This window comes from Pseudomonas sp. DR 5-09 (genome assembly GCF_001655595.1).
Lineage (GTDB): Bacteria > Pseudomonadota > Gammaproteobacteria > Pseudomonadales > Pseudomonadaceae > Aquipseudomonas > Aquipseudomonas pharyngis.
On the sequence record NZ_CP011566.1, the window covers coordinates 5,807,314 to 5,828,296 of the forward strand.

16 protein-coding genes and 1 tRNA gene are annotated in these 20,983 nt (G+C 61.0%); 14 read left to right on the forward strand and 3 right to left on the reverse strand.

What is annotated here, in order from left to right; genetic code table 11:
* Positions 1-53: 53 nt before the first annotated feature.
* The 13 genes from PDR5_RS26210 (at position 54) to PDR5_RS26265 (ending at position 16,057) form a co-directional block, all read left to right on the forward strand.
* Positions 54-3,800 carry a bifunctional diguanylate cyclase/phosphodiesterase gene (locus PDR5_RS26210; RefSeq protein WP_064599855.1) on the forward strand — a complete coding sequence of 1,249 codons (3,747 nt, stop codon included), beginning with the start codon at positions 54-56 and terminating at the stop codon, positions 3,798-3,800.
* Between the two features lie 15 nt (positions 3,801-3,815).
* Positions 3,816-3,892 (forward strand) — tRNA-Ile (locus PDR5_RS26215).
* A gap of 212 nt (positions 3,893-4,104) precedes the next feature.
* A complete protein-coding gene (gene ptaA, locus PDR5_RS26220) occupies positions 4,105-5,193 on the forward strand; it encodes a pyoverdine biosynthesis transaminase PtaA (protein WP_064599858.1) in 1,089 nt (362 codons plus the stop codon).
* A 107-nt stretch (positions 5,194-5,300) separates the two neighbouring features.
* A complete protein-coding gene (locus PDR5_RS26225) occupies positions 5,301-5,762 on the forward strand; it encodes an Lrp/AsnC family transcriptional regulator (RefSeq protein ID WP_064599860.1) in 462 nt (153 codons plus the stop codon).
* Positions 5,763-5,908: 146 nt separating this feature from the next.
* Positions 5,909-7,591 carry a flavin monoamine oxidase family protein gene (locus PDR5_RS26230; protein WP_064599862.1) on the forward strand — a complete coding sequence of 561 codons (1,683 nt, stop codon included), beginning with the start codon at positions 5,909-5,911 and terminating at the stop codon, positions 7,589-7,591.
* A gap of 12 nt (positions 7,592-7,603) precedes the next feature.
* Positions 7,604-8,398, forward strand: a complete 795-nt coding sequence (locus PDR5_RS26235; RefSeq protein ID WP_064599863.1) for a carbon-nitrogen hydrolase family protein — start codon at positions 7,604-7,606, stop codon at positions 8,396-8,398.
* A 38-nt stretch (positions 8,399-8,436) separates the two neighbouring features.
* Positions 8,437-10,863, forward strand: coding sequence for a pyrroloquinoline quinone biosynthesis protein PqqF (pqqF, locus tag PDR5_RS26240; protein WP_064599865.1), 2,427 nt, complete (start codon positions 8,437-8,439; stop codon positions 10,861-10,863).
* A gap of 159 nt (positions 10,864-11,022) precedes the next feature.
* Positions 11,023-11,097 (forward strand): pyrroloquinoline quinone precursor peptide PqqA, encoded by a 75-nt coding sequence (pqqA, locus tag PDR5_RS29535; RefSeq protein ID WP_003444522.1) that lies wholly within the window; start codon positions 11,023-11,025, stop codon positions 11,095-11,097.
* Between the two features lie 84 nt (positions 11,098-11,181).
* Positions 11,182-12,093, forward strand: coding sequence for a pyrroloquinoline quinone biosynthesis protein PqqB (gene pqqB, locus PDR5_RS26245; protein WP_064599867.1), 912 nt, complete (start codon positions 11,182-11,184; stop codon positions 12,091-12,093).
* A 21-nt stretch (positions 12,094-12,114) separates the two neighbouring features.
* Positions 12,115-12,867 carry a pyrroloquinoline-quinone synthase PqqC gene (gene pqqC, locus PDR5_RS26250; protein ID WP_064599869.1) on the forward strand — a complete coding sequence of 251 codons (753 nt, stop codon included), beginning with the start codon at positions 12,115-12,117 and terminating at the stop codon, positions 12,865-12,867.
* Entirely contained in the window at positions 12,864-13,139 is a 276-nt protein-coding gene (pqqD, locus tag PDR5_RS26255) for a pyrroloquinoline quinone biosynthesis peptide chaperone PqqD (RefSeq protein WP_007959876.1), read from the forward strand. The genes pqqC and pqqD overlap by 4 nt, the downstream gene beginning before the upstream one ends.
* Complete coding sequence (gene pqqE, locus PDR5_RS26260; protein WP_064599871.1) at positions 13,111-14,283, forward strand: pyrroloquinoline quinone biosynthesis protein PqqE; 1,173 nt, start codon at positions 13,111-13,113, stop codon at positions 14,281-14,283. Before pqqD ends, pqqE begins: the two co-directional genes overlap by 29 nt.
* Positions 14,249-16,057: an alpha/beta hydrolase family protein gene (locus PDR5_RS26265; protein ID WP_064599873.1), complete on the forward strand. Its 1,809-nt coding sequence runs from the start codon at positions 14,249-14,251 to the stop codon at positions 16,055-16,057. The genes pqqE and PDR5_RS26265 overlap by 35 nt, the downstream gene beginning before the upstream one ends.
* 3 nt (positions 16,058-16,060) lie before the next feature.
* On the opposite strand, the gene PDR5_RS26270 is transcribed toward PDR5_RS26265, so the two are convergent.
* Positions 16,061-16,219, reverse strand: coding sequence for a YqaE/Pmp3 family membrane protein (locus tag PDR5_RS26270; protein ID WP_003228885.1), 159 nt, complete (start codon positions 16,217-16,219; stop codon positions 16,061-16,063).
* 206 nt (positions 16,220-16,425) lie between these two features.
* Positions 16,426-17,709, reverse strand: a complete 1,284-nt coding sequence (locus tag PDR5_RS26275; RefSeq protein ID WP_064599875.1) for an aspartate aminotransferase family protein — start codon at positions 17,707-17,709, stop codon at positions 16,426-16,428.
* 169 nt (positions 17,710-17,878) lie between these two features.
* Here PDR5_RS26275 and PDR5_RS26280 point away from each other — a divergent pair, with 169 nt between their 5' ends.
* Positions 17,879-18,808: a LysR family transcriptional regulator gene (locus PDR5_RS26280; protein ID WP_064380308.1), complete on the forward strand. Its 930-nt coding sequence runs from the start codon at positions 17,879-17,881 to the stop codon at positions 18,806-18,808.
* 228 nt (positions 18,809-19,036) lie between these two features.
* On the opposite strand, the gene PDR5_RS26285 is transcribed toward PDR5_RS26280, so the two are convergent.
* Positions 19,037-20,815, reverse strand: coding sequence for an acyl-CoA dehydrogenase C-terminal domain-containing protein (locus tag PDR5_RS26285; RefSeq protein ID WP_064599877.1), 1,779 nt, complete (start codon positions 20,813-20,815; stop codon positions 19,037-19,039).
* Positions 20,816-20,983 lie beyond the last annotated feature (168 nt).

The following is a 20,983-nucleotide window of genomic DNA, read 5'->3' on the forward strand; positions in this document are numbered from 1 at the left end:
CGCACAGCCCGTCTACACTCGAAACATTCCCCCCGAGCCATAACGAGACCGTTATGCCCAGACTGGCGTCCGTGCTTTTTTTGCTGCCACTGATGATCTGGACCGCAACGGCTGACGCGCTGACTCTGAACGATGAAGAACGTAGCTGGCTGGCGGCTCACCCGGACCTGCGCCTGGGTGTCGATGCATCGTGGCCACCCTTCGAGTTCCGCGACGACCAGAATCGCTACCAGGGCCTGGCGGCGGACTATATCGATGTGATTCGCCAACGCCTGGCGATCAAACTCACGCCCATTGAGCCGGTGAGCTGGACCGTAGTGCTCGAACAAGCGAAAAACGGCAAGATCGACCTGTTGCCGGGCATCATGTCCACCCCGGAACGCCAGAGCTACCTGTCGTTCACCCGCCCTTATCTTGACTTTCCGATCGTCATCCTCGCCCACGTCGGCGGCCCGCAACCGCGCAAGCTCGAGGAGCTTTACGGCCTGAAAATCGCCGTAGTGGAAAACTACGCGCCCCACGAACTGCTGCGCACCCATCATCCCGACCTGAACCTGGTGGCGATGCCCAATGTCAGCTCTGCGCTGCAGGCCCTGGCCACCGATGAAGTGGACGCCGTGGTCGGCGATCTGGCCTCCAGCGTCTGGAGCCTGCGCCAGCTCAAACTGGATGGTTTGTATGTCAGCGGCGAAACCCCTTATCGCTACCAACTGGCGATGGGCGTTCCTCGGGAAAACAAAATGCTGGTGGGGATTCTGGACAAGGTGCTTGCCGATATGTCCCCGGAGGAAATCAGCAGCATTCAGGAACATTGGGTGGGCAACGTCCTCGATCACCGGACATTCTGGTCGGATCTGCTGGTTTACGGTGTACCGGGGCTCTCGCTTCTGGTCATCGTGCTGGCGGTGGTGATCCGCATCAACCGCCGCCTCAGTTCGGAAATCGCCCGGCGTATCGACCTCGAACAGGAACTGCGCAGTAGCGAATACCACTATCGCGGACTGGTGGAGAGTCTTTCGGCCATCGCCTGGGAAGCGCGGATCAGTGACTTCACCTACAGCTATGTTTCGCCCCACGCCGAAGATCTGCTCGGTTATCCGCTGTCTCACTGGCTGATTCCGGGCTTCTGGCGCAACATCATTCACCCGGCGGATCTGACCCGCGCCCAGAGCTTCTGCGATCACGAAGTCTTGGCTGGACGCGACCACAGCCTCGATTACCGGGTGATCACCGCTGACGGCCGCTGCCTGTGGGTGCGCGACATCGTCAGCCTGATCGAACACGGCCACGAACCGGTGATGCGCGGTCTGATGATCGACATCAGTGAAACCAAACGCACTGAAGAGGCGCTGCGCCTGTCGGAACAGAAGTTCGCGTCGGTATTCCAGCAATGCCCGGACATCCTGGTCATTGCACGGCTCTCCGACGGCTGCCTGCTGGAGGTCAACGAAGCCTTTGAGGAGCAGATCGGGCTCAAGGCCGAAGAAGTCATCGGCCAGACCGCCACCGAACTCAACATCTGGGGCATTCCCGGTGTTGGTCCCGGCCTGCTTCAGCGGCTGCAGGCCGGTAGCATTCGCAACCTGGAGATGCCCTTTCGCCGCAACAATGGCCAGGTGTTCACCGGGCTGATTTCCGCTGAACCCTTCGAGCTCGACACCACACCGGCACTGGTCGTGGTGGTGCGCGACATCACCCAGCTCAAGGAAACCCAGCAGCAACTGCAAACCTCCGAAGAGAAGTTCGCCAAGGCCTTCCACGCCTCGCCGGACGGTCTGCTGCTGTCGCGCCAGAGCGATGGTCTGCTGCTGGAGGTCAACGAAGGTTTCAGTCGCATCACCGGTTTCAACAGCGCCATGTCGGTGGATCGCTCGGCGCTGGACCTGGGCATCTGGGTCAACCTCAACGAACGCAAGCAAATGCTCGATCTGCTGCACCGCGACGGGTTCGTTCGCGACTTCAGCTGCCACATCCGCCGCAGCGACGGGCAGATCCGGCTCTGCGAGGTGTCCAGCCGTCCACTGCCGATCGGCGACGAAGACTGCATGCTGACCATCGCCCGGGACATCACCGAACGCCACTTGATGCAGGAAAAACTGCAGCAAGCTGCGACCGTGTTCGAGAGCACTGCCGAAGGCGTGCTGATCACCGACACCCAGCAACATATCAGTGCCGTGAACCGCGCCTTCACCGAAATCACCGGTTACAGCGAAAGCGAAGCACTGGGTCACACTCCGCGCCTGCTGGCCTCCGGACTGCACGACAGCGCGTTTTACGCGGCGATGTGGCATCAATTGACCGACGAAGGCCACTGGCAGGGCGAAATCTCCAACCGGCGCAAGAACGGTGAGCTCTACCCGAGCTGGCTGACCATCAGCGCCGTGCGCAACCGCGACAAGTTCATCACCCACTTCGTCGCGGTGTTCGCCGATATCTCCAGCCTGAAGCACGCCCAGGCCAAACTCGACTACCAAGCCCATCACGACCCGCTCACAGGCCTGCCAAACCGCACGCTGTTCGAAAGCCGCCTGTTGATGGCACTCAACAGTCAGCAGGAAAACGGCGGCCAGGGCGCGGTGTTGTTCCTCGACCTCGACCGTTTCAAACACATCAACGACAGCCTCGGTCACCCGGTCGGCGATTTGCTGCTCAAGGGCATCGCCGTACGCCTCAAGGAGCAACTGCGAGACATCGACACCGTCGCGCGGCTGGGGGGCGACGAATTCATCATTCTGCTGCCCGGCCTGCAGCAACCCGGCGATGCCGACAACATCGCCACCAAACTGCTGAACTGCTTTGGCGCGCCGTTCCAGGCCGGCGAGCATGAGTTCTTCATCAGCGCCAGCATCGGCACCAGCCTTTACCCGCGCGACGGCTGCGATGTCGCGACCCTGATCAAGAACGCAGACGCGGCGATGTACCGCTCCAAGGCCAAGGGCCGCAACCGGGTCGAAAGCTACACCCGCGACCTCACCGCCCAGGCCAGCGAACGCGTAGCACTGGAACACGAACTTCGCCGGGCCATCGAGCGCGAGGAGTTGTACCTTTATTACCAGCCGAAAATCAGCCTCGACGATCACAATCTGGTCGGCGCCGAAGCCCTGATCCGCTGGCGCCACCCGAACTTCGGCGAAGTGCCGCCAGAGCATTTCATTCCGCTGGCAGAAGAGAACGGCATGATTCTGCAAATCGGCGACTGGGTGCTGGAAACCGCCTGCCGGCAAATGTTCGAGTGGGGCCAGATCTATGAATCCCTCGGCCCGCTGTCGGTGAACCTCGCCGGCGCACAACTGCGCCAACCGAACCTGCTGGGACGCATCGAGCAACTGCTCAAGGACAACCGCCTGCAACCGGAATTACTGCAACTGGAAATTACCGAAAACTTCATCATGAGCCAGGCTGAAGAGGCGCTGGCAGTGCTGCACCAGCTCAAACACCTCGGCGTGCAACTGGCCATTGATGACTTCGGCACCGGTTATTCCTCGCTGAGTTACCTCAAACGGCTGCCACTGGACATTCTCAAGATCGACCAGTCTTTTGTCCGCGGCCTGCCCGATGACCCGCACGACGCGGCGATTGTCCGCGCCATTATCGCTCTCGGCCGCAGCATGCAATTCACAGTAATTGCCGAAGGCGTGGAAACCCAGGCCCAGCAACAGTTCCTCGCCGTCGAAGGCTGCGAACAGATTCAGGGCTACATCGTCAGCCTGCCGCTGCCACCAGAAGAGTTCGCCGCGACGTTTCTTCGTATAGCCGTATCAGATTTTTCGGATAGCACAGCCGAGAAACCGTCGCTATAATCCGCGGCCTACTGAGGGCCTATAGCTCAGTTGGTTAGAGCAGAGGACTCATAATCCTTTGGTCCACGGTTCAAGTCCGTGTGGGCCCACCAAACATGAAAAAGCCGCGCATTCGCGCGGCTTTTTCGTTTCTGCCATTCCGGCCCGGGGGCAGTCGTTCCATCTCCCTCAAAACATGCGACTTCCGAAAGCGTGAACAGGGCTTGCCTCGTGCCTGTTTAAATCGACAACTAACCATTTCGTTACACTTTTGTCCTGGCACCCAAAGCCGAGGCACATCTGATGATTCGAAAAAGGAATTTTTATGGTTGATGTCACTCGCCGCTCGCTCATGGGAATCGCCGCAGCACTCCCCCTGCTCGCGCAGTCATCCTGGGGACAGGCGCAACGTCAGGATGTACCGGCACCGGTACCCGGCGATGAGGTACTGATCAATTTCAACGAGAGCCCCTGGGGACCGGCACTCACCGCCCGACAGGCGATGCAGGAAGGCATTGCACTGTGCGGGCGTTATCCCTACAAGATCCAGTACCGACTCAACGCTCTATTTGCCCGCCAACAAGGCATACCGGAGGAGTATGTTCAGACCTTCTGCGGCTCCAAAATGGCCTTGCAGCATGCGGTTCACGCCTTCACTCGACGGGGCAGTCTGGTCGTCGCGTCGCCCTCTTATGAAGACCCTGTCGAGGCGGCGCGTGGCAGCCAGGTCGCGGTCCACGAAATAGCGCTGAATCCTGATCACGCCCATGATCTGCCACGCATGCTGGCAGCCGACCCGCAGGCGGGACTGATCTACGTCTGCAATCCGAATAATCCGACCGGTACGGTGACGCCCCACGCAGATATCCTGCTCGCGCTGGCGAACAAGCCAAAGGGAACGATTCTGTTGGTGGACGAGGCCTATATCGACTTCTCGAATGCGCCAACCTGCATCCCGTTGGTCAAGGACCATCCCGAACTGATGGTGCTGCGAACCTTCTCGAAAATCTATGGCATGGCGGGCGCTCGCCTGGGTATCGCGATAGCCAACCCGACCCTGCTGGAGCAACTGGAGGTGTTCGGCAACTATAACGTGCCGGCGGCTCCGTCACTTTTGGGCGGCATAGCCAGTCTCGAGGACACGCAGTTGCTGCCACAACGCAAGCACACCAACACGAAGCTGCGTGACGAGACGATCACCTGGCTGGCCGCTCGTGGTTTTCGCTGCACGGCGTCGCAGGCCAACTGCTTCATGGTCGACGTGAAACGTCCTGCCACGGAAGTGGTGCAGGCGTTGGCCGATCGCCGGGTAAAGGTCGGCCGCGTATGGAAAGAGTGGCCGACCTGGATTCGGGTCAGCGTTGGCACGGAAGACGACATGCGACGGTTTCGCGAGGCATTTGCCAGCGTCTGATATCAAGACAGTCTCTATGGAAAACCGCGCGAGTGTCGCCCACAAGCTTACCGCCGGCCGAGCCTGTAACATGCGCAGCCAAAGATCCGCGCCCATGGAGACGCCCCTTGTCCGACATCCGCCCACCCGTGCTCGATGAAATCGACCGCCAGCTGATCGCTGCCCTGCAAATCAACGCCCGCGAAAGCGTGGCGATGCTGGCGCGGCAATTGGGGATTGCCCGCACCACCGTGACTTCGCGATTGGCGCGACTGGAAAAGGCCAAGGTCATCACCGGGTATGGTGTGCGTCTGGGACAGCGCGTGGTGGACGGTGGCTTGCAGGCCTACGTCGGGATCAAGGTGCAGCCACGCTCCGGCAAAGAGGTGCTGCGCCGGTTGAGCGCGATGGCCCAGGTGCAGCAATTGTGCGCGGTGAGTGGTGAATTTGATTACGTAGCCTGGCTGCGAACCGATTCCCCGGAGCAGCTCGATCAGCTTCTGGATCAGATCGGCAGCGTAGACGGCGTGGAGAAGACCACGACGTCGATCATCCTAAGCAGCAAGATTGATCGCGGACATCCAGTTTGATCATCACCATCGTCATATTGCAGCTCAAACACTCAAAACGACGGCACATTGCGTCTTATTAACGTGTTCTACGCTCCCTAGAATGGCTGGCATCTTTTCCTATACTCAGACGCGCATCCAGCGTCGGGTCGCCAGCAAGGTCAGCCATGAACAAGAACAATCGCCATCCTGCAGACGGTAAGAAACCCGTCACCATTTTCGGCCCGGACTTTCCTTTCGCCTTCGACGACTGGATCGAACACCCGGCCGGTCTGGGCAGCATTCCCGAGCACAACCACGGCGCCGAAGTGGCCATCGTCGGTGCCGGCATCGCCGGTCTGGTGGCGGCTTATGAGCTGATGAAACTCGGCTTGAAACCCGTCGTGTATGAGGCCTCGAAGCTTGGCGGTCGTCTGCGTTCGCAAGCGTTCAACGGTACCGACGGCATCGTCGCCGAGCTCGGCGGCATGCGCTTCCCGGTGTCCTCCACCGCGTTCTATCACTACGTCGACAAACTCGGACTCGAGACCAAGCCCTTCCCCAACCCGCTGACGCCGGCCTCCGGCAGCACCGTGATCGACCTGGAAGGCAAAACCCATTACGCACAGAGCCTGAAGGATCTTCCTGCGCTGTTCCAGGAAGTGGCTGACGCTTGGGCCGATGCTCTGGAGGCCGGCTCGCAGTTCGCCGATATCCAGCAGGCGATCCGCGACCGCGACGTGCCACGCCTCAAGGAACTGTGGAACACCCTCGTACCGCTGTGGGACGACCGCACGTTCTACGATTTCGTTGCCACATCGAAAGCCTTCGCCAAACTGTCGTTCCATCACCGTGAAGTGTTCGGTCAGGTCGGTTTTGGTACCGGCGGCTGGGACTCGGACTTCCCCAACTCGATGCTGGAAATCTTCCGTGTGGTGATGACCAACTGCGACGATCACCAGCATCTGGTGGTCGGCGGTGTGGAACAAGTGCCGCAAGGCATCTGGCGTCATGCGCCGGAACGCTGCGTACACTGGCCGCAAGGCACCAGCCTGAAATCGCTGCACCACGGCGCCCCGCGCTCCGGGGTGAAGAAAATCGCCCACGCGCCTGACGGACGTTTCGCAGTCACCGACAACAACGGCGACACCCGCGAATATGCCGCCGTGCTCACCACCTGCCAGAGCTGGCTGCTGACCACCCAGATCGAATGCGACGAAAGCCTGTTCTCGCAAAAGATGTGGATGGCGCTGGACCGTACGCGCTACATGCAATCGTCGAAAACTTTTGTGATGGTCGACCGTCCATTCTGGAAGGACAAGGATCCGGAAACCGGTCGCGACCTGATGAGCATGACCCTCACCGATCGCCTGACCCGGGGCACCTATCTGTTCGACAACGGCGACGACAAACCGGGCGTGATCTGCCTGTCGTACTCGTGGATGAGCGATGCGCTCAAGATGCTCCCGCACCCGGTGGAAAAACGCGTGAAACTGGCGCTGGATGCGTTGAAGAAGATCTACCCGAAGGTCGACATCGCCGCGCGGATCATCGGCGATCCGATCACCGTGTCCTGGGAAGCCGACCCGCACTTCCTCGGCGCGTTCAAGGGCGCCCTGCCCGGCCACTATCGCTACAACCAGCGCATGTACGCGCACTTCATGCAGGACGACATGCCGCCGGAGCAGCGCGGGATTTTCATCGCCGGCGACGACGTGTCGTGGACGCCGGCCTGGGTCGAAGGCGCGGTACAGACCTCGCTCAACGCGGTGTGGGGAATCATGAAGCACTTCGGCGGGTCCACACATAAAGAGAACCCCGGCCCGGGTGATGTGTTCAAAGACATCGGCCCGATCGCCCTGCCCGAGTAAGAGGAATCTTCGATGCGTGTAGCCCTTTACCAATGTCCGCCGCTGCCACTGGAACCCGCCGCCAACCTTCAGCGCTTGCATCAACTGGCGATGGAGGCCAAAGGCGCCGACCTGCTGGTGGTGCCGGAGATGTTCCTGACCGGCTACAACATCGGCAAGGAGGCGGTCGCGACATTGGCCGAGGTCTATAACGGCGAATGGGCGCAGCAGGTTGGACGAATCGCCAAAGCTGCCGGCCTGGCGATTCTCTACGGTTATCCTGAGCGCACCGCCGAAGGACAGATCTACAACGCTGTGCAGTTGATCGATTCGAACGGCGAGCGCCTGTGCAATTACCGCAAGACGCATCTGTTCGGCGATCTGGACCGTTCGATGTTCAGCCCCGGCGATGGCGAGTTTCCCATCGTCGAGCTCAACGGCTGGAAGCTCGGGTTCCTGGTCTGCTACGACCTGGAGTTCCCGGAAAACGCCCGGCGCCTGGCCCTTGAAGGTGCCGAACTGATTCTGGTGCCGACAGCGAACATGATTCCTTTCGATTTCATTGCCGACGTCTCCGTGCGCTCCCGGGCTTTCGAAAACCAGTGCTACGTGGCGTACGCCAACTACTGCGGCCACGAGGGCGACATCCATTACTGCGGGCAAAGCAGCATCGCCGCGCCGGATGGCAGCCGCATTGCTCAGGCCGGACTGGACGAAGCCTTGATCGTCGGTGAGCTGGATCGCCAGTTGATGGTCGACTCGCGCAACGCCAACCGCTACTTCAACGACCGCCGCCCCGAACTTTACGACGCGCTCAACAAGCGCTAATCCGCTAGCATTGGCACTTCACTGTTCTGGAAGTGCCCATGCCTGCGTCGACTCACCCCCGCCCCCACACCGAAACCCTGGCCAACGGCTTGCGCGTGACCCTGCGCCACATGCCCGGTCTGAAGCGCAACGCCGCCGCGTTGCGGGTGGCTGCCGGCAGTCATGACGTGCCGTTGGCGTGGCCGGGGCTGGCGCACTTCCTTGAGCATCTGCTGTTTCTCGGCACCGAGCGATTTCCTGCACAGCAAGGGCTGATGGCCTACGTGCAAGGTCACGGCGGCCAGGTGAATGCCAGCACCCGCGAGCGCACCACCGATTTCTTCTTTGAATTGCCGCCAGCGTCGTTCAGCGCCGGGCTGGAGCGTCTGTCAGACATGCTCGCCCATCCGCGTATGAATCCGGACGATCAGTTGCGGGAACGGGAAGTGTTGCAGGCGGAGTTTGTCGCGTGGACGCAGGATGCTGCGGCTCAGCAGAAAGAAGCGCTGTTCGAAGGGTTGTCAGCGGAACATCCGTTGCGCGGTTTCCACGCCGGAAACCGCGACAGCCTGCCGGTGGAGCAAGCGGACTTTCAACAGGCATTGAAAGACTTCCACCAGCAGTTCTACCGCACCGGGCAAATGACCCTGAGCCTGGTCGGGCCGCAGAGTGTTGAAGAGCTGCGCACGCTGGCCGAACAGTTTGCCGCCACGCTGACGCCTGGGGATAAAACTGCACAGACAGCCCCCGTTCGCTTGATGGGCAACGCTGAGGAGAGTTATCAACAGGCCGGCGAGCATCGCGGCAATCTGCTGTTTGCGTTGGAGGAGTTACCGGAGTCGTCAGCCGAAGCGCTGGCGTTTCTCTGCCACTGGTTGAACAGCGCCAAACCCGGTGGCTTGCTCGCCCATTTGCAGCAGCAGGGTCTGGCGGAAGGTTTGCAGGCCTGTGTCCTGTATCAGTTTGCCGAGCAAGCTTTGCTGCACCTTCAATTCACGACGCCATCCGGTCCACTCGACGCCATCCGCGCACAGTTTCTCGACTGGTTGAGCTTCTTCGCAGCCCAGCAGGACTGGCCGACTTTGCGGGAGGAATATTCGGCACAGCTTCAGCGCCAGCAGCAGGTCAGCGGCGCGCTGCAACGGGCGCGACTCGACAGCGAACAACTCGAGAGCGGCCTGCCCGATTCGGCCGTGATGGCGCTCAAAGTAATTCTCGGCAAAATCGGCACTGTGGATAACTTCAGCAGTCACTGGCATCTGCCCGCTGCCAACCCGCTTCTGCGCGCAGCCGAGCCGCTGGCCAACGCCGGTCTGATCCGCGGCCAGACCAGCGCCCACCGAGGCCTGCGCACGTTTGCTCAGGATCGCTCGCGCAGCCGTCGCGAACGCTCGCCGATGCAATTCAGCCAGGCGCTGCCGGATAACGGTGACGAAGGTGCGGTGTATGTGCGCTGGCAGACGGAAGCGGCGGCCACGGCCGAGCTGCAAGCGAAACTGCAACGCAGCCTGCGGGAGGTGTCTGACGACGCGCGTCAGGCCGGGGTGGAGTTGTCCTTCAGCACTAGGGGTAATCAGTGGCTGCTGAAATTGACCGGCCTGCAGGACACGCTGCCCGTAGTGCTGGAACATGCGCTGAAATATCTGACGCAGGTCGATGCCGACTCGCCAAGCGGTGAGCCGCCAGTGCCGTCGATGCTGATCCGTCAATTGCTCAAGGCATGGCCCGAGCGTTGCCTGCCCGTGGTTGCGCAATCCGATGATGCCAAGCAGCTGTGGACAACTTCCCGATGGGATGGTCTGGCGCTGGGTCTCGATGCCCACACCCAATCGGCCATGGGACTGGCCCTGAGCCGCATTCCCGGTAAGCCATCCAATGAATTACCAACCCTGCCGGCATTCCACGCACAACTTCGCTGGGATCAGTTCGACACCGCCTCCAGCGAACACGCATTACTGCTGTTCTGCCCGACCGCCAGACCGGACATTCCCAGCGAAGCCGCGTGGCGCTTCCTTGCGCACCTGTGCCACACGCCGTTCTATCAGCTGCTACGAGGTGAATTGCAACTGGGATACGCGGTGTTCAGTGCTTTCAGACAGGTACACGGTCAAGGTGGATGGCAGTTCGGCGTGCAATCGCCGACCGCCACTCCCGCGCAACTGCTCGATCACGTTCAACAGTTCATCGAAGGCATCCCCGCGCTGGTCGAAAACATTGACGATGCCTTCCTCGTCGAGCAGCGCCAGATCCTCGCCGTACACCTGGATGCCGGCATCCTGTCCGGCAAGGAGGCTGCCGAACTTCTGTGGCAGGCAAAACTCGCCGGCCACTCGTCGGATTACCTGATTCAACTGAGCAATGCCATAAGTCAGCTTGACCGCGAGGCATTGCTGGGCGCCGCACACTGTTTAATCCGCGCCGAAGGCGGCTGGCACGTCCTGGCCAACAGCCCTTCGCCGGGCGCACCGTGGCAAGCGGCAAATTGATCATTACCGGGGCTGCAAGGAGCTTTCTCAAAGATTCACGGGCAAACCCCCTGAAATTTTGAGTAACATAGCCACCTAACTATTTGGAACATCCCTGCGCTGCCGTGGACTATACCTATGGATAGCGCTATCCCACCCACCTGAAAAAGGAGTCACCCGATGGCCTGGACCAAACCTGCTTACACCGACCTGCGCATCGGCTTCGAAGTCACCATGTACTTCGCCAGCCGCTGAGTCCTGCCTTAAGCAGAACATTGCAGTGCAACGCCTCGGCTCGCCGGGGCGTTTTATTTTCAGCGTTGAAATGATGGAGCGTTCATGTTCGTCCAGATTCTGGGTTCGGCCGCCGGTGGCGGTTTTCCGCAGTGGAACTGCAACTGCGTCAACTGCGCAGGCTTTCGCGACGGCAGCCTGAATGCCAAGGCCCGCACCCAATCGTCCATCGCCATTTCCGATGACGGCGTGAACTGGGTGCTGTGCAACGCCTCGCCGGACATCCGCGCGCAGCTTCAGAGCTTCGCCCCGATGCAGCCGGGCCGTGCCCTGCGTGATACCGGCATCAGCGCGATCATTCTGATGGACAGCCAGATCGACCACACCACCGGCCTGCTCAGCCTGCGCGAAGGCTGCCCGCATCAGGTCTGGTGCACGGACATGGTCCACGAAGACCTGAGCACCGGTTTCCCGCTGTTTACCATGCTCAAGCACTGGAACGGCGGGCTGGACTGGAACCGCATCGAACTCGACCAGAGCTTCACCGTCGCCGCGTGCCCGAACCTGCGCTTCACCCCGCTGCCTCTGCGCAGCGCCGCACCGCCTTACTCGCCGCACCGCTTCGACCCGCACCCGGGCGACAACATCGGCCTGATCGTCGAAGACCTCAGCACCGGCGGCAAACTGTTCTATGCGCCAGGCCTGGGCAAGGTCGATGCGCCGTTGCTGGAAATCATGGCCGGCAGCGACTGCGTGCTGGTGGACGGGACGATGTGGGATGACGATGAAATGCAGCGTCGTGGCGTCGGCACACGCACCGGCCGCGAAATGGGCCACCTGGCGCAGAACGGCCCCGGCGGCATGCTCGAAGTGCTGGAACAGCTTCCCGAGCAGCGCAAGGTGCTTATCCACATCAACAACACCAATCCGATTCTCGATGAGGACTCGCCGGAGCGCGCGGAGCTGGTGCGGCGCAATGTTGAAGTGGCGTATGACGGCATGAGCATCGTCCTGTAACGAATGGCCCGGAGAACCGCAATGACCGACACCCCGCTGTCCCCCGCCGAATTCGAAGCGGCCCTGCGCGCCAAGGGCGCCTATTACCACATTCATCACCCGTATCACGTGGCGATGTATGAAGGCCGGGCCACCCGCGAGCAGATTCAGGGCTGGGTCGCCAACCGTTTCTACTATCAGGTGAACATTCCCCTGAAAGACGCGGCGATCCTCGCCAATTGCCCGGATCGCGAGATCCGCCGCGAATGGATTCAGCGCCTGCTCGACCACGACGGCGCGCCCGGTGAGGACGGCGGCATCGAAGCCTGGCTGCGTCTGGGCCAGGCCGTCGGTCTCGATCCGGATCAATTGCGCTCCCAGGAACTGGTGCTGCCCGGCGTGCGTTTCGCCGTCGATGCCTACGTCAACTTCGCCCGCCGCGCCAGTTGGCAGGAAGCTGCCAGCAGCTCTTTGACCGAACTGTTCGCGCCGCAGATCCACCAGTCGCGTCTCGACAGTTGGCCGCAGCATTACCCGTGGATCGACCCGGCCGGCTACGAATATTTCCGCACCCGTCTCGGTCAGGCCCGCCGCGATGTCGAGCATGGTCTGGCGATTACGCTGGAGCACTACAGGACCCGCGAAGGTCAGGAGCGCATGCTGGAAATTCTCCAGTTCAAACTGGACATTCTTTGGAGCATGCTCGATGCCATGAGCATGGCTTACGAACTGAACCGCCCGCCGTATCACAGCGTCACCGATCAACGGGTCTGGCATAAAGGAATCGCCTTATGAGTTTCGACCGCAGCAAGACCCCGACCTGGCGTCCCGGCTACCGTTTCCAGTACGAACCGGCCCAGAAAGGCCACGTGCTGCTGTACCCGGAAGGCATGATCAAGCTCAATGAAAGTGCCGCGCTGATCGGCGGCCTGATCGACGGTGAGCGGGACGTCGCGGCAATCATTGCCGAACTCGACAGACAGTTTCCCGGCGTGCCCGAGCTCGGTGACGACATCGAGCAATTCATGGAGGTTGCCCGTGCGCAACACTGGATCGAACTTGCCTGAGTCATCGGTGCAAGTCCCGGCCAAACCGGAAGTCGGCCTGCCGCTATGGCTGCTCGCCGAGCTGACCTACCGTTGCCCGCTGCAATGCCCGTACTGCTCCAATCCGCTGGATTTCGCCGAGCAGGGCAAAGAACTGAGCACCGAGCAGTGGATCAAGGTGTTCCGCGAAGCGCGGGAGATGGGCGCAGCGCAATTGGGCTTCTCAGGTGGCGAACCGCTGGTACGCCAGGACCTTGCCGAGCTGATCCACGAAGCGCGCCAGTTGGGTTTCTACACCAACCTGATCACCTCCGGCATCGGCCTGACCGAACAGAAGATCAGCGACTTCAAGAAGGCTGGCCTCGACCACATCCAGATCAGTTTCCAGGCCAGCGACGAGCAAGTGAATAACCTGCTCGCCGGCTCGACAAAGGCCTTCGCGCAGAAACTGGAAATGGCTCGCGCCGTAAAGGCCCACGGCTATCCGATGGTGCTGAACTTCGTCACCCATCGGCACAACATCGACAAGATCGACCGCATCATCGAGCTGTGCATCGCGCTGGAGGCCGACTTCGTAGAACTCGCCACCTGCCAGTTCTACGGTTGGGCGCAGCTCAATCGTGTCGGCCTGTTGCCGACCAAGGAACAACTGGTTCGCGCCGAACGCATCACCAACGAATACCGCGCCAAGCTGGAAGCCGAAGGGCATCCGTGCAAGCTGATTTTCGTCACCCCGGACTATTACGAAGAACGCCCGAAAGCCTGCATGAATGGCTGGGGCAGCCTGTTTCTGACAGTCACCCCGGACGGCACCGCCCTGCCCTGTCATGGCGCCCGACAGCTGCCGGTACAATTTCCCAATGTGCGCGACCACAGCATGCAGCACATCTGGTACGACTCGTTCGGCTTCAACCGCTTTCGCGGTTATGACTGGATGCCCGAGCCGTGCCGCTCCTGCGACGAAAAAGAACAGGATTTTGGCGGCTGCCGTTGCCAGGCCTTCATGCTCACGGGCGACGCGAGCAATGCCGACCCGGTGTGCAGCAAGTCCGATCATCACGGCGTGATCCTCAAGGCCCGCGAAGAAGCCGAGCACGCCACCCAGACCATCGAACAACTGGCCTTTCGCAATGAACGAAACTCGCGCCTCATCGCCAAAGGCTGAGCCTTTCAGCGCCACCGCCGCGGTTGCCGCCGGCGTGGACTTCGCCGAATTGCAGCTCGGCGCCCAGGGTTTGTTCTGGAATGAATATCGCCCGACAGACGCCGCCTGCCGGATCTGGCATTGGTGCGATGGCGTGGCGAAATGTCTGACACCTGCGGGTTTCAGCGTGCGCAGCCGGGTGTACGAATATGGCGGTGGGGCGTTTTGCCTGACGCCTGACGGGGTGGTTTTTGTCAACGAGGCGGATCAGCAGCTGTATCGCCAGACGCTGAATGGCGAGCCCGTGGCATTGTCGTCTGGCGAGTGTCGCTATGGCGATCTGAACTACGCCGACGGGCAGGTGCTGGCCGTTGAAGAGAACGGTGATCGCCATCGTCTGGTGGCTATCGATCTGGCGAATGGCGACCGCCAAATGCTGGTTGAAGGCGCGGATTTTTACGCGTCGCCGATCATCAGTCCGGACGGCCAGCGCCTGACGTGGATCGAGTGGAGCCGTCCGCATCAGCCGTGGACATCCACACGACTGATGCTCGCCGAGCGCTCGGATAACGGGATTTCCGTCCCACACTGTGTGGCGGGTGAAACCCTTGAAGAGTCGATCCAGCAACCGCGTTTCGATGCCGATGGCCGACTGGGCTGTCTGACCGATCGTGCTGGTTATTGGCAACCGTGGGTCGAATCGGCAAACGGCTTGCAACCGTTAGCCAGCGCCGAAGCCGATCACGCTCCAGCCCCATGGCAACTTGGCGGCTGCACCTGGCTGCCCACCGACGAAGGTTTCTTGGCGAGCTGGAGCGAAGGCGGTTTCGGTCGTCTGGCGCTCAACGGCGAAGACTTCACCGGTGATTACAGCCGCTTCCGTCATCTGGCTGTCGATGATCAGTTCATTTACTGCATTGCCGCCTCACCGATCAGCCCTTCAGCGGTGATCGCCATTGATCGCAAATCGCGTGAAGTGAATGTCCTGGCCGGCGGTGTCGCACCGCTGCCCGCCGAGCGCATCAGCCGCCCGCAAACCCTGCGCTACCCCAGCGGTTCGGGTGAAGCACACGGATTCTTTTACCCGGCCACGAATGGCGATGCGAAACCGCCGCTGGTGGTGTTCATCCACGGTGGCCCGACGTCGGCCTGCTACCCGATGCTCGACCCGCGCATTCAGTACTGGACACAACGCGGGTTCGCCGTCGCCGATCTCAACTACCGAGGCAGCAGCGGCTATGGCCGAGAGTATCGACAGGCCCTGCATCTGAGTTGGGGAGTGGTGGATGTAGAGGATGCTTGCGCAGTGGTGGCCTATCTGGCCGAACGCGGCATGATCGATGGCGACCGTGCGTTTGTCCGTGGCGGCAGCGCCGGCGGTTACACGACGCTGTGCGCACTGGCGTTCCATCAGGTATTCCGCGCTGGCGCCAGTCTTTACGGTGTCAGCGACCCGGTGGCCCTGGCCCGTGCTACGCACAAATTCGAAGGCGATTACCTGGATTGGCTGATCGGCGATCCAGAGAAGGACGCCGACCGCTACGCCGCCCGCACGCCGTTGCTGCATGCAGGCAACATCCGCGTACCGGTGATCTTCTTTCAAGGTGAGCTGGACGCCGTGGTCGTACCGCAACAGACCCGCGACATGGTCGCGGCCCTGGAGCAAAACGGCATTGAGGTCGAGGCGCATTACTACGCCGACGAACGCCACGGCTTCCGCCGGGCCGCCAATCAGGCCCATGCGCTGGAGCAGGAATGGCGGTTCTACCAGCGAGTGATGGGCCTGACGGATTGAGACTCAGCGCTTGGCGATGATGTACACCGCGTGCACGATTCCCGGGATGTAACCGCACAACGTCAGCAGAATGTTCAGCCAGAACGCGCCGCCGAACCCGACCTGCAGAAACACACCCAGTGGCGGCAACAGAATGGCGATGATGATGCGGATAAAGTCCATGGGGCAGCTCCTGATTGGGGGTTGGCTCACCTGAGCCATACAAGCTAATCGACCTGTGCCGTTTGTCAGGGTTCAGTGCAAACCGCAATCTCGCCATCTGATTGCCATTACCCGGCCACAAAAAAACGCCCCACGCCAAAAGAATCAGGCGTGGGGCGTGCGTTATACCGCGAGACGGTTCTTGAATTCGGGTGGGAAACTTCAGCTCAGACGGCAATCCCTTTGCGGCATTGCAGCTGCGCGGTGCGTACCCGGGAGAAGGCGCGGGCCAGACGCAGGAGCATTTCGTCGATGTTGGCCTTGCTGACGTTGAGCGCCGGGGTGAAACGCAGGCAGTTGGCTTGCGGGGCGTTGAGCAGCAAACCTTCGTGAAGTGCGGCTTTGACGACGGCCTCGGCGGAGTCTTCCGACAGGGTCAGTCCCCAGAACAGCCCTTGCCCGCGCAACTCGCCATGTTCATAACGATGGGCCAGACGGGCGAGCCCTTCGCGCAGATGCTGGCCGTTGTCCCGGATCTGTTCGAGGAAGGCGCGGTCCTGCACGCTGTCGAGCACCACCAGGCCGGCGGCGGTCATCAGTGCGTTGCCATGATGCGTACCGCCCAATTCCCCAGGTTCGAAACAGCAGGCCTTGCCTCGCGCCAGCAGCGCCGCCAGTGGAACACCGCCGCCGAGGCCTTTGCCGAGCACGACGATATCGGCGCGCACTCCGTAGGACTGTTCGGCGAGCAAGGTGCCGCAGCGGCCGATGCCGGTCTGCACCTCATCGAGAATCAGCAGAATCCCCAGCTCACGGCACAGACGTTCGACACCCTTGAGGTAATGCTCGGTCGCAGGGATTACTCCGGCATCGCTCTGGATCGGTTCGAGCATGATCGCCACGGTTTGTGCGTCGACCGCTGCATGCAACGCCGGCAGGTCGTTAAACGGCACCAGATCGAACCCCGGCAGCAATGGCGCGAAGCGGTTGTGCAGGTTGCAACTGTCCGACGCCGAAATCGTCGCCAGACTACGTCCGTGGCAGCCTTGTCTGGCGACAATGATCCGCGAAGCGCCACCGCGATGCAGTTGACCCCATTTGCGCGCCAGTTTGATCGCCGCTTCACAGGCCTCACTGCCGCTGTTGAGCAGGTACGCCTGATCGCTGGCAGTGCTGGCACACAGGCGCTCGGCAAGGCTGAGCATGCCACGGTTGTGCAGATTGAAGCCGGGATTGATCAGGGCCTGGGCCTGGCTGGCGATGGCCTTGACCAGCGCCGAAGGGCTGTGGCCAAGGCTGTTGGCGCCGCCGGCCTGGGAAAAGTCCAGGTAGGCGCGGTCATTGCTGTCCCATAGCCAGGAGCCTTGGCCGCGAACGAATACCTGCCGCGGGCGCTCGACGCTGGGCATCAGACGCTCGGCATTCAGGCCATCAGTGGCGTCCGATTCTTGGGTTTCAAAAGCCAGGTCATCGAGGCTCGGCGTCTGGCGCCGCAAACTGAACAGATTCATTGAAAAAAACCTCGATCGAGGTTTTTTGAACTGCCTATGTAAAGACTTTCGAAACAAACGCTGGTCATGGCGCTTTCCGGCCCTGTAAGCCTTGTGAATGCGGTTAGACTAGGCCGGTTCACGGCGTCGAGCCATTTCGATTTCTCAGCATTTTCGATAAGTGTTACTTATGGATTTCAAACAACTGCGTTATTTCGTCGCGGTCTACGAAGAAGGGCATGTCGGACGCGCCGCCGAGCGCCTGTCGATCTCTCAGCCCGCGCTGTCCCAGCAGATTCGCCACCTGGAACAAAACCTCGACGTCACCCTGTTCGAACGCAGCAGCAAACGCCTGTTGCCGACCCTCGCCGCCCATACCTTGTACAACCACGCCCTGCCGCTGCTCGACGGCATGCAGCGGGCGCGTGAGGCGCTGGGCAACTTCAAGGGTCAGGCACTGCGCACATTGGCGATAGGCGTGCTACAGACCGTGCACACCAGCCTGGTGCCGCAAATGCTCGAGCGGGTGCGCAAGGCCCAGCCGCATCTGGTGGTGCAGATTTATGAACTGACGGGGCTTGAGATCGAGCGGCGACTGCTCAACGGCTCGCTGGATATCGGCATCAGCTATTTGCCGCCACGTCAGCCGGGGCTGCACGGCGTAATGCTGTACGAAGATGAACTGACGCTGGTCATCCCGGCGGATCATCCGCTGCGGGAATTCAAGAAAGTCTCGATGAGTCAGGCGGCCGAATTGCCGATGTTGCTATTGGGCGAAGAATTTCAGATCCGTCAGATCTGGCAGGCGCAATTGGCCAGCCTCGGACGACGCCCGCAAGTGCAGGCCGAATTGAACAATATGGTCGGGATTCTAGACAGCCTGCCGCATACGCGTCTGGCGACGGTGCTACCCGGTCGTTCGCAAAAGGAGTACGACGATCAGGATCTGTTGTGGAAACCGTTGAGTGAGCCGCGTGTACCGTTGAAGGTCGGGCTGGTGTGTCGCGATGTGCAGCGCCAGCAGGCGCCATTGGCCTTGCTGCGAACGTTGCTGGAAGAGGTGATGCAGCGTGAGGACAAACCGCTGAAAGGTGCACCACCGCTGGACGCGCTGAGCTGAAAACTTTTCTGCGGGCAATAAGAAAACCCCGCCGAAGCGGGGCTTTGCAGACTGTTTCCCTGACATCCATTTCACTCCGCCACCCTGGCAGAATCCTACGTGTCCGTGTTGTTGCTTTGCGCTTCCTGCGCGACGTCCATGGAAAGTAGATTAGCTCTGGATCCAATCTACGCCTATGGGAGAACAGCAGCACGTCATGTAAGAGATCGCTTACATGACGTTACATCATCAGAACTGCGCAGCGTCCAGCAGGAACAGCGACTCGCTGCCGGCCTTGACCGACGCGCTCAACGAGTGAATCCGCGGCAGCAGACGGGCGAAATAGAACCGCGCCGTGCCGAGTTTGCTCGCGTAGAAATCGTCCTGCGCTTCTTTGCCCAGCGATGCCTTGGCCATCAGCGCCCACATGTAGGCGTAAGCGGTGTAGCCGAACGCTTGCAGATACTCGACCGATGCCGCACCGATTTCGTTCGGGTTGGTTTTCGCCCGGTCCAGCAGCCACGAGGTCAGCTCGTCGAGGGTGTCGACAGCATCATTCAGCGGCTTGGTGAACTCGCCCAGATCGGCACTGGCGGTCGCGGTGAAATGGCGGATCTCGTCGGCGAACAGCTTGTAGAACGCGCCGCCGCTGCCGACGATCTTGCGACCTACCAGGTCCAGCGCCTGAATGCCGTTGGTGCCTTCGTAGATCTGGGTGATGCGCACGTCGCGCACCAGCTGCTCCTGACCCCACTCGCGAATGTAGCCGTGGCCGCCAAAAATCTGCTGGCCGTGGACGGTGGTTTCCAGACCCAGATCGGTCAGGAACGCCTTGGCCACAGGTGTCAGCAAGGCCACCAGATCTTCCGCACGCTTGCGGGTCGCGGCGTCTTCGCTGAACTTGGCGGTGTCGAGTTGCATCGCCACGTAGGTGGAGAACGCACGGCCGCCTTCGTTCGAGGCTTTCATGGTCAGCAGCATGCGACGTACGTCCGGGTGGACGATGATCGGGTCGGCCACCTTGTCTTTGTTCTGCGCGCCGGTCGGCGAACGGCTCTGCAGGCGGTCGCGGGCGTATTCGATGGCGTTCTGGTACGAGCGCTCGCCGGTGGCCAGGCCCTGGATGCCGACGCCCAGACGCTCGTAGTTCATCATGGTGAACATCGCGGCCAGGCCCTTGTTCGGCTCGCCGACCAGATAACCCACCGCTTCGTCGAAGTTCATCACACAGGTGGCCGAGGCCTGGATGCCCATCTTGTGTTCGATCGAACCGCAATTCGCAGGGTTGCGTGCGCCCAGGCTGCCATCGGCATTGACCATGAACTTCGGCACCAGGAACAGCGAAATGCCCTTCGGCCCAGCCGGTGCGTCAGGCAGCTTGGCCAGCACCAGGTGAATGATGTTTTCGGTCAGGTCGTGCTCGCCACCGGTGATGAAGATCTTGGTGCCGCTGACCTTGTAGGAGCCGTCGGCCTGAGGCTCGGCCTTGGTGCGGATGATGCCCAGGTCGGTGCCAGCGTGCGGCTCGGTCAGGCACATGGAACCGGCCCAGATACCGGCGTACATGTTCGGCAGGTAAGCGGCTTTCAGCTCTTCGCTGGCGTGAGCGTTGATCGACAGGCAGGCGCCGGCGGTCAGCATCGGATAAAGACCGAAGGCCAAGCTGGCGGAGTTGACCATCTCTTCGACCTGGGCCGATACGGCTTTTGGCATGCCCATGCCGCCGTAAGCCGGATCACCGCCAACACCGACCCAGCCGCCTTCGGCGTAAGTCTGATAGGCCTGTGGGAAACCGGCCGGCGTGGTGACGGCACCGTCGGCCCAGTGACAGCCTTCTTCGTCGGCGGCACGGCTCAGGGGCGCGATGCTTTTGCTGGTGACCTTGCCGGCTTCTTCGAGAATGGCTTCGACGGTTTCCGCGTCCACGGTCTCAGCCAGCGCCGGCAGTTCGGCCCAGAGTTTGGCGACTTCGAACACTTCATTGAGGACGAAGCGCATATCGCGCAGCGGCGCTTTGTAGTCAGCCATGGCAAACCTCGCAAAGATCTAAACAGGTGATTCGTGGAAGGGTGTTTTCGTTGAGCTGGAGTGTAACCCAACAACTTTTGTGACACATAGGGTCAGGCAGTGACTGTTTTGTTATTTTTAGTCACCAGCCATCCAGCATAAAGAAGCCCGCAATCAGCGGGCTCTTTT

What these genes read in the sequence shown, in the direction of transcription:
- pqqC (WP_064599869.1), top strand. Translation starts at nt 12,115, where the DNA reads ATGACCGACACCCCGCTGTCCCCCGCCGAATTCGAAGCGGCCCTGCGC.
- PDR5_RS26235 (WP_064599863.1), top strand. Translation starts at nt 7,604, where the DNA reads ATGCGTGTAGCCCTTTACCAATGTCCGCCGCTGCCACTGGAACCCGCC.
- PDR5_RS26210 (WP_064599855.1), top strand. Translation starts at nt 54, where the DNA reads ATGCCCAGACTGGCGTCCGTGCTTTTTTTGCTGCCACTGATGATCTGG.
- pqqD (WP_007959876.1), top strand. Translation starts at nt 12,864, where the DNA reads ATGAGTTTCGACCGCAGCAAGACCCCGACCTGGCGTCCCGGCTACCGT.
- PDR5_RS26280 (WP_064380308.1), top strand. Translation starts at nt 17,879, where the DNA reads ATGGATTTCAAACAACTGCGTTATTTCGTCGCGGTCTACGAAGAAGGG.
- pqqF (WP_064599865.1), top strand. Translation starts at nt 8,437, where the DNA reads ATGCCTGCGTCGACTCACCCCCGCCCCCACACCGAAACCCTGGCCAAC.
- PDR5_RS26270 (WP_003228885.1), bottom strand. Translation starts at nt 16,219, where the DNA reads ATGGACTTTATCCGCATCATCATCGCCATTCTGTTGCCGCCACTGGGT.
- ptaA (WP_064599858.1), top strand. Translation starts at nt 4,105, where the DNA reads ATGGTTGATGTCACTCGCCGCTCGCTCATGGGAATCGCCGCAGCACTC.
- PDR5_RS26275 (WP_064599875.1), bottom strand. Translation starts at nt 17,709, where the DNA reads ATGAATCTGTTCAGTTTGCGGCGCCAGACGCCGAGCCTCGATGACCTG.
- PDR5_RS26285 (WP_064599877.1), bottom strand. Translation starts at nt 20,815, where the DNA reads ATGGCTGACTACAAAGCGCCGCTGCGCGATATGCGCTTCGTCCTCAAT.
- PDR5_RS26265 (WP_064599873.1), top strand. Translation starts at nt 14,249, where the DNA reads ATGAACGAAACTCGCGCCTCATCGCCAAAGGCTGAGCCTTTCAGCGCC.
- PDR5_RS26230 (WP_064599862.1), top strand. Translation starts at nt 5,909, where the DNA reads ATGAACAAGAACAATCGCCATCCTGCAGACGGTAAGAAACCCGTCACC.
- pqqB (WP_064599867.1), top strand. Translation starts at nt 11,182, where the DNA reads ATGTTCGTCCAGATTCTGGGTTCGGCCGCCGGTGGCGGTTTTCCGCAG.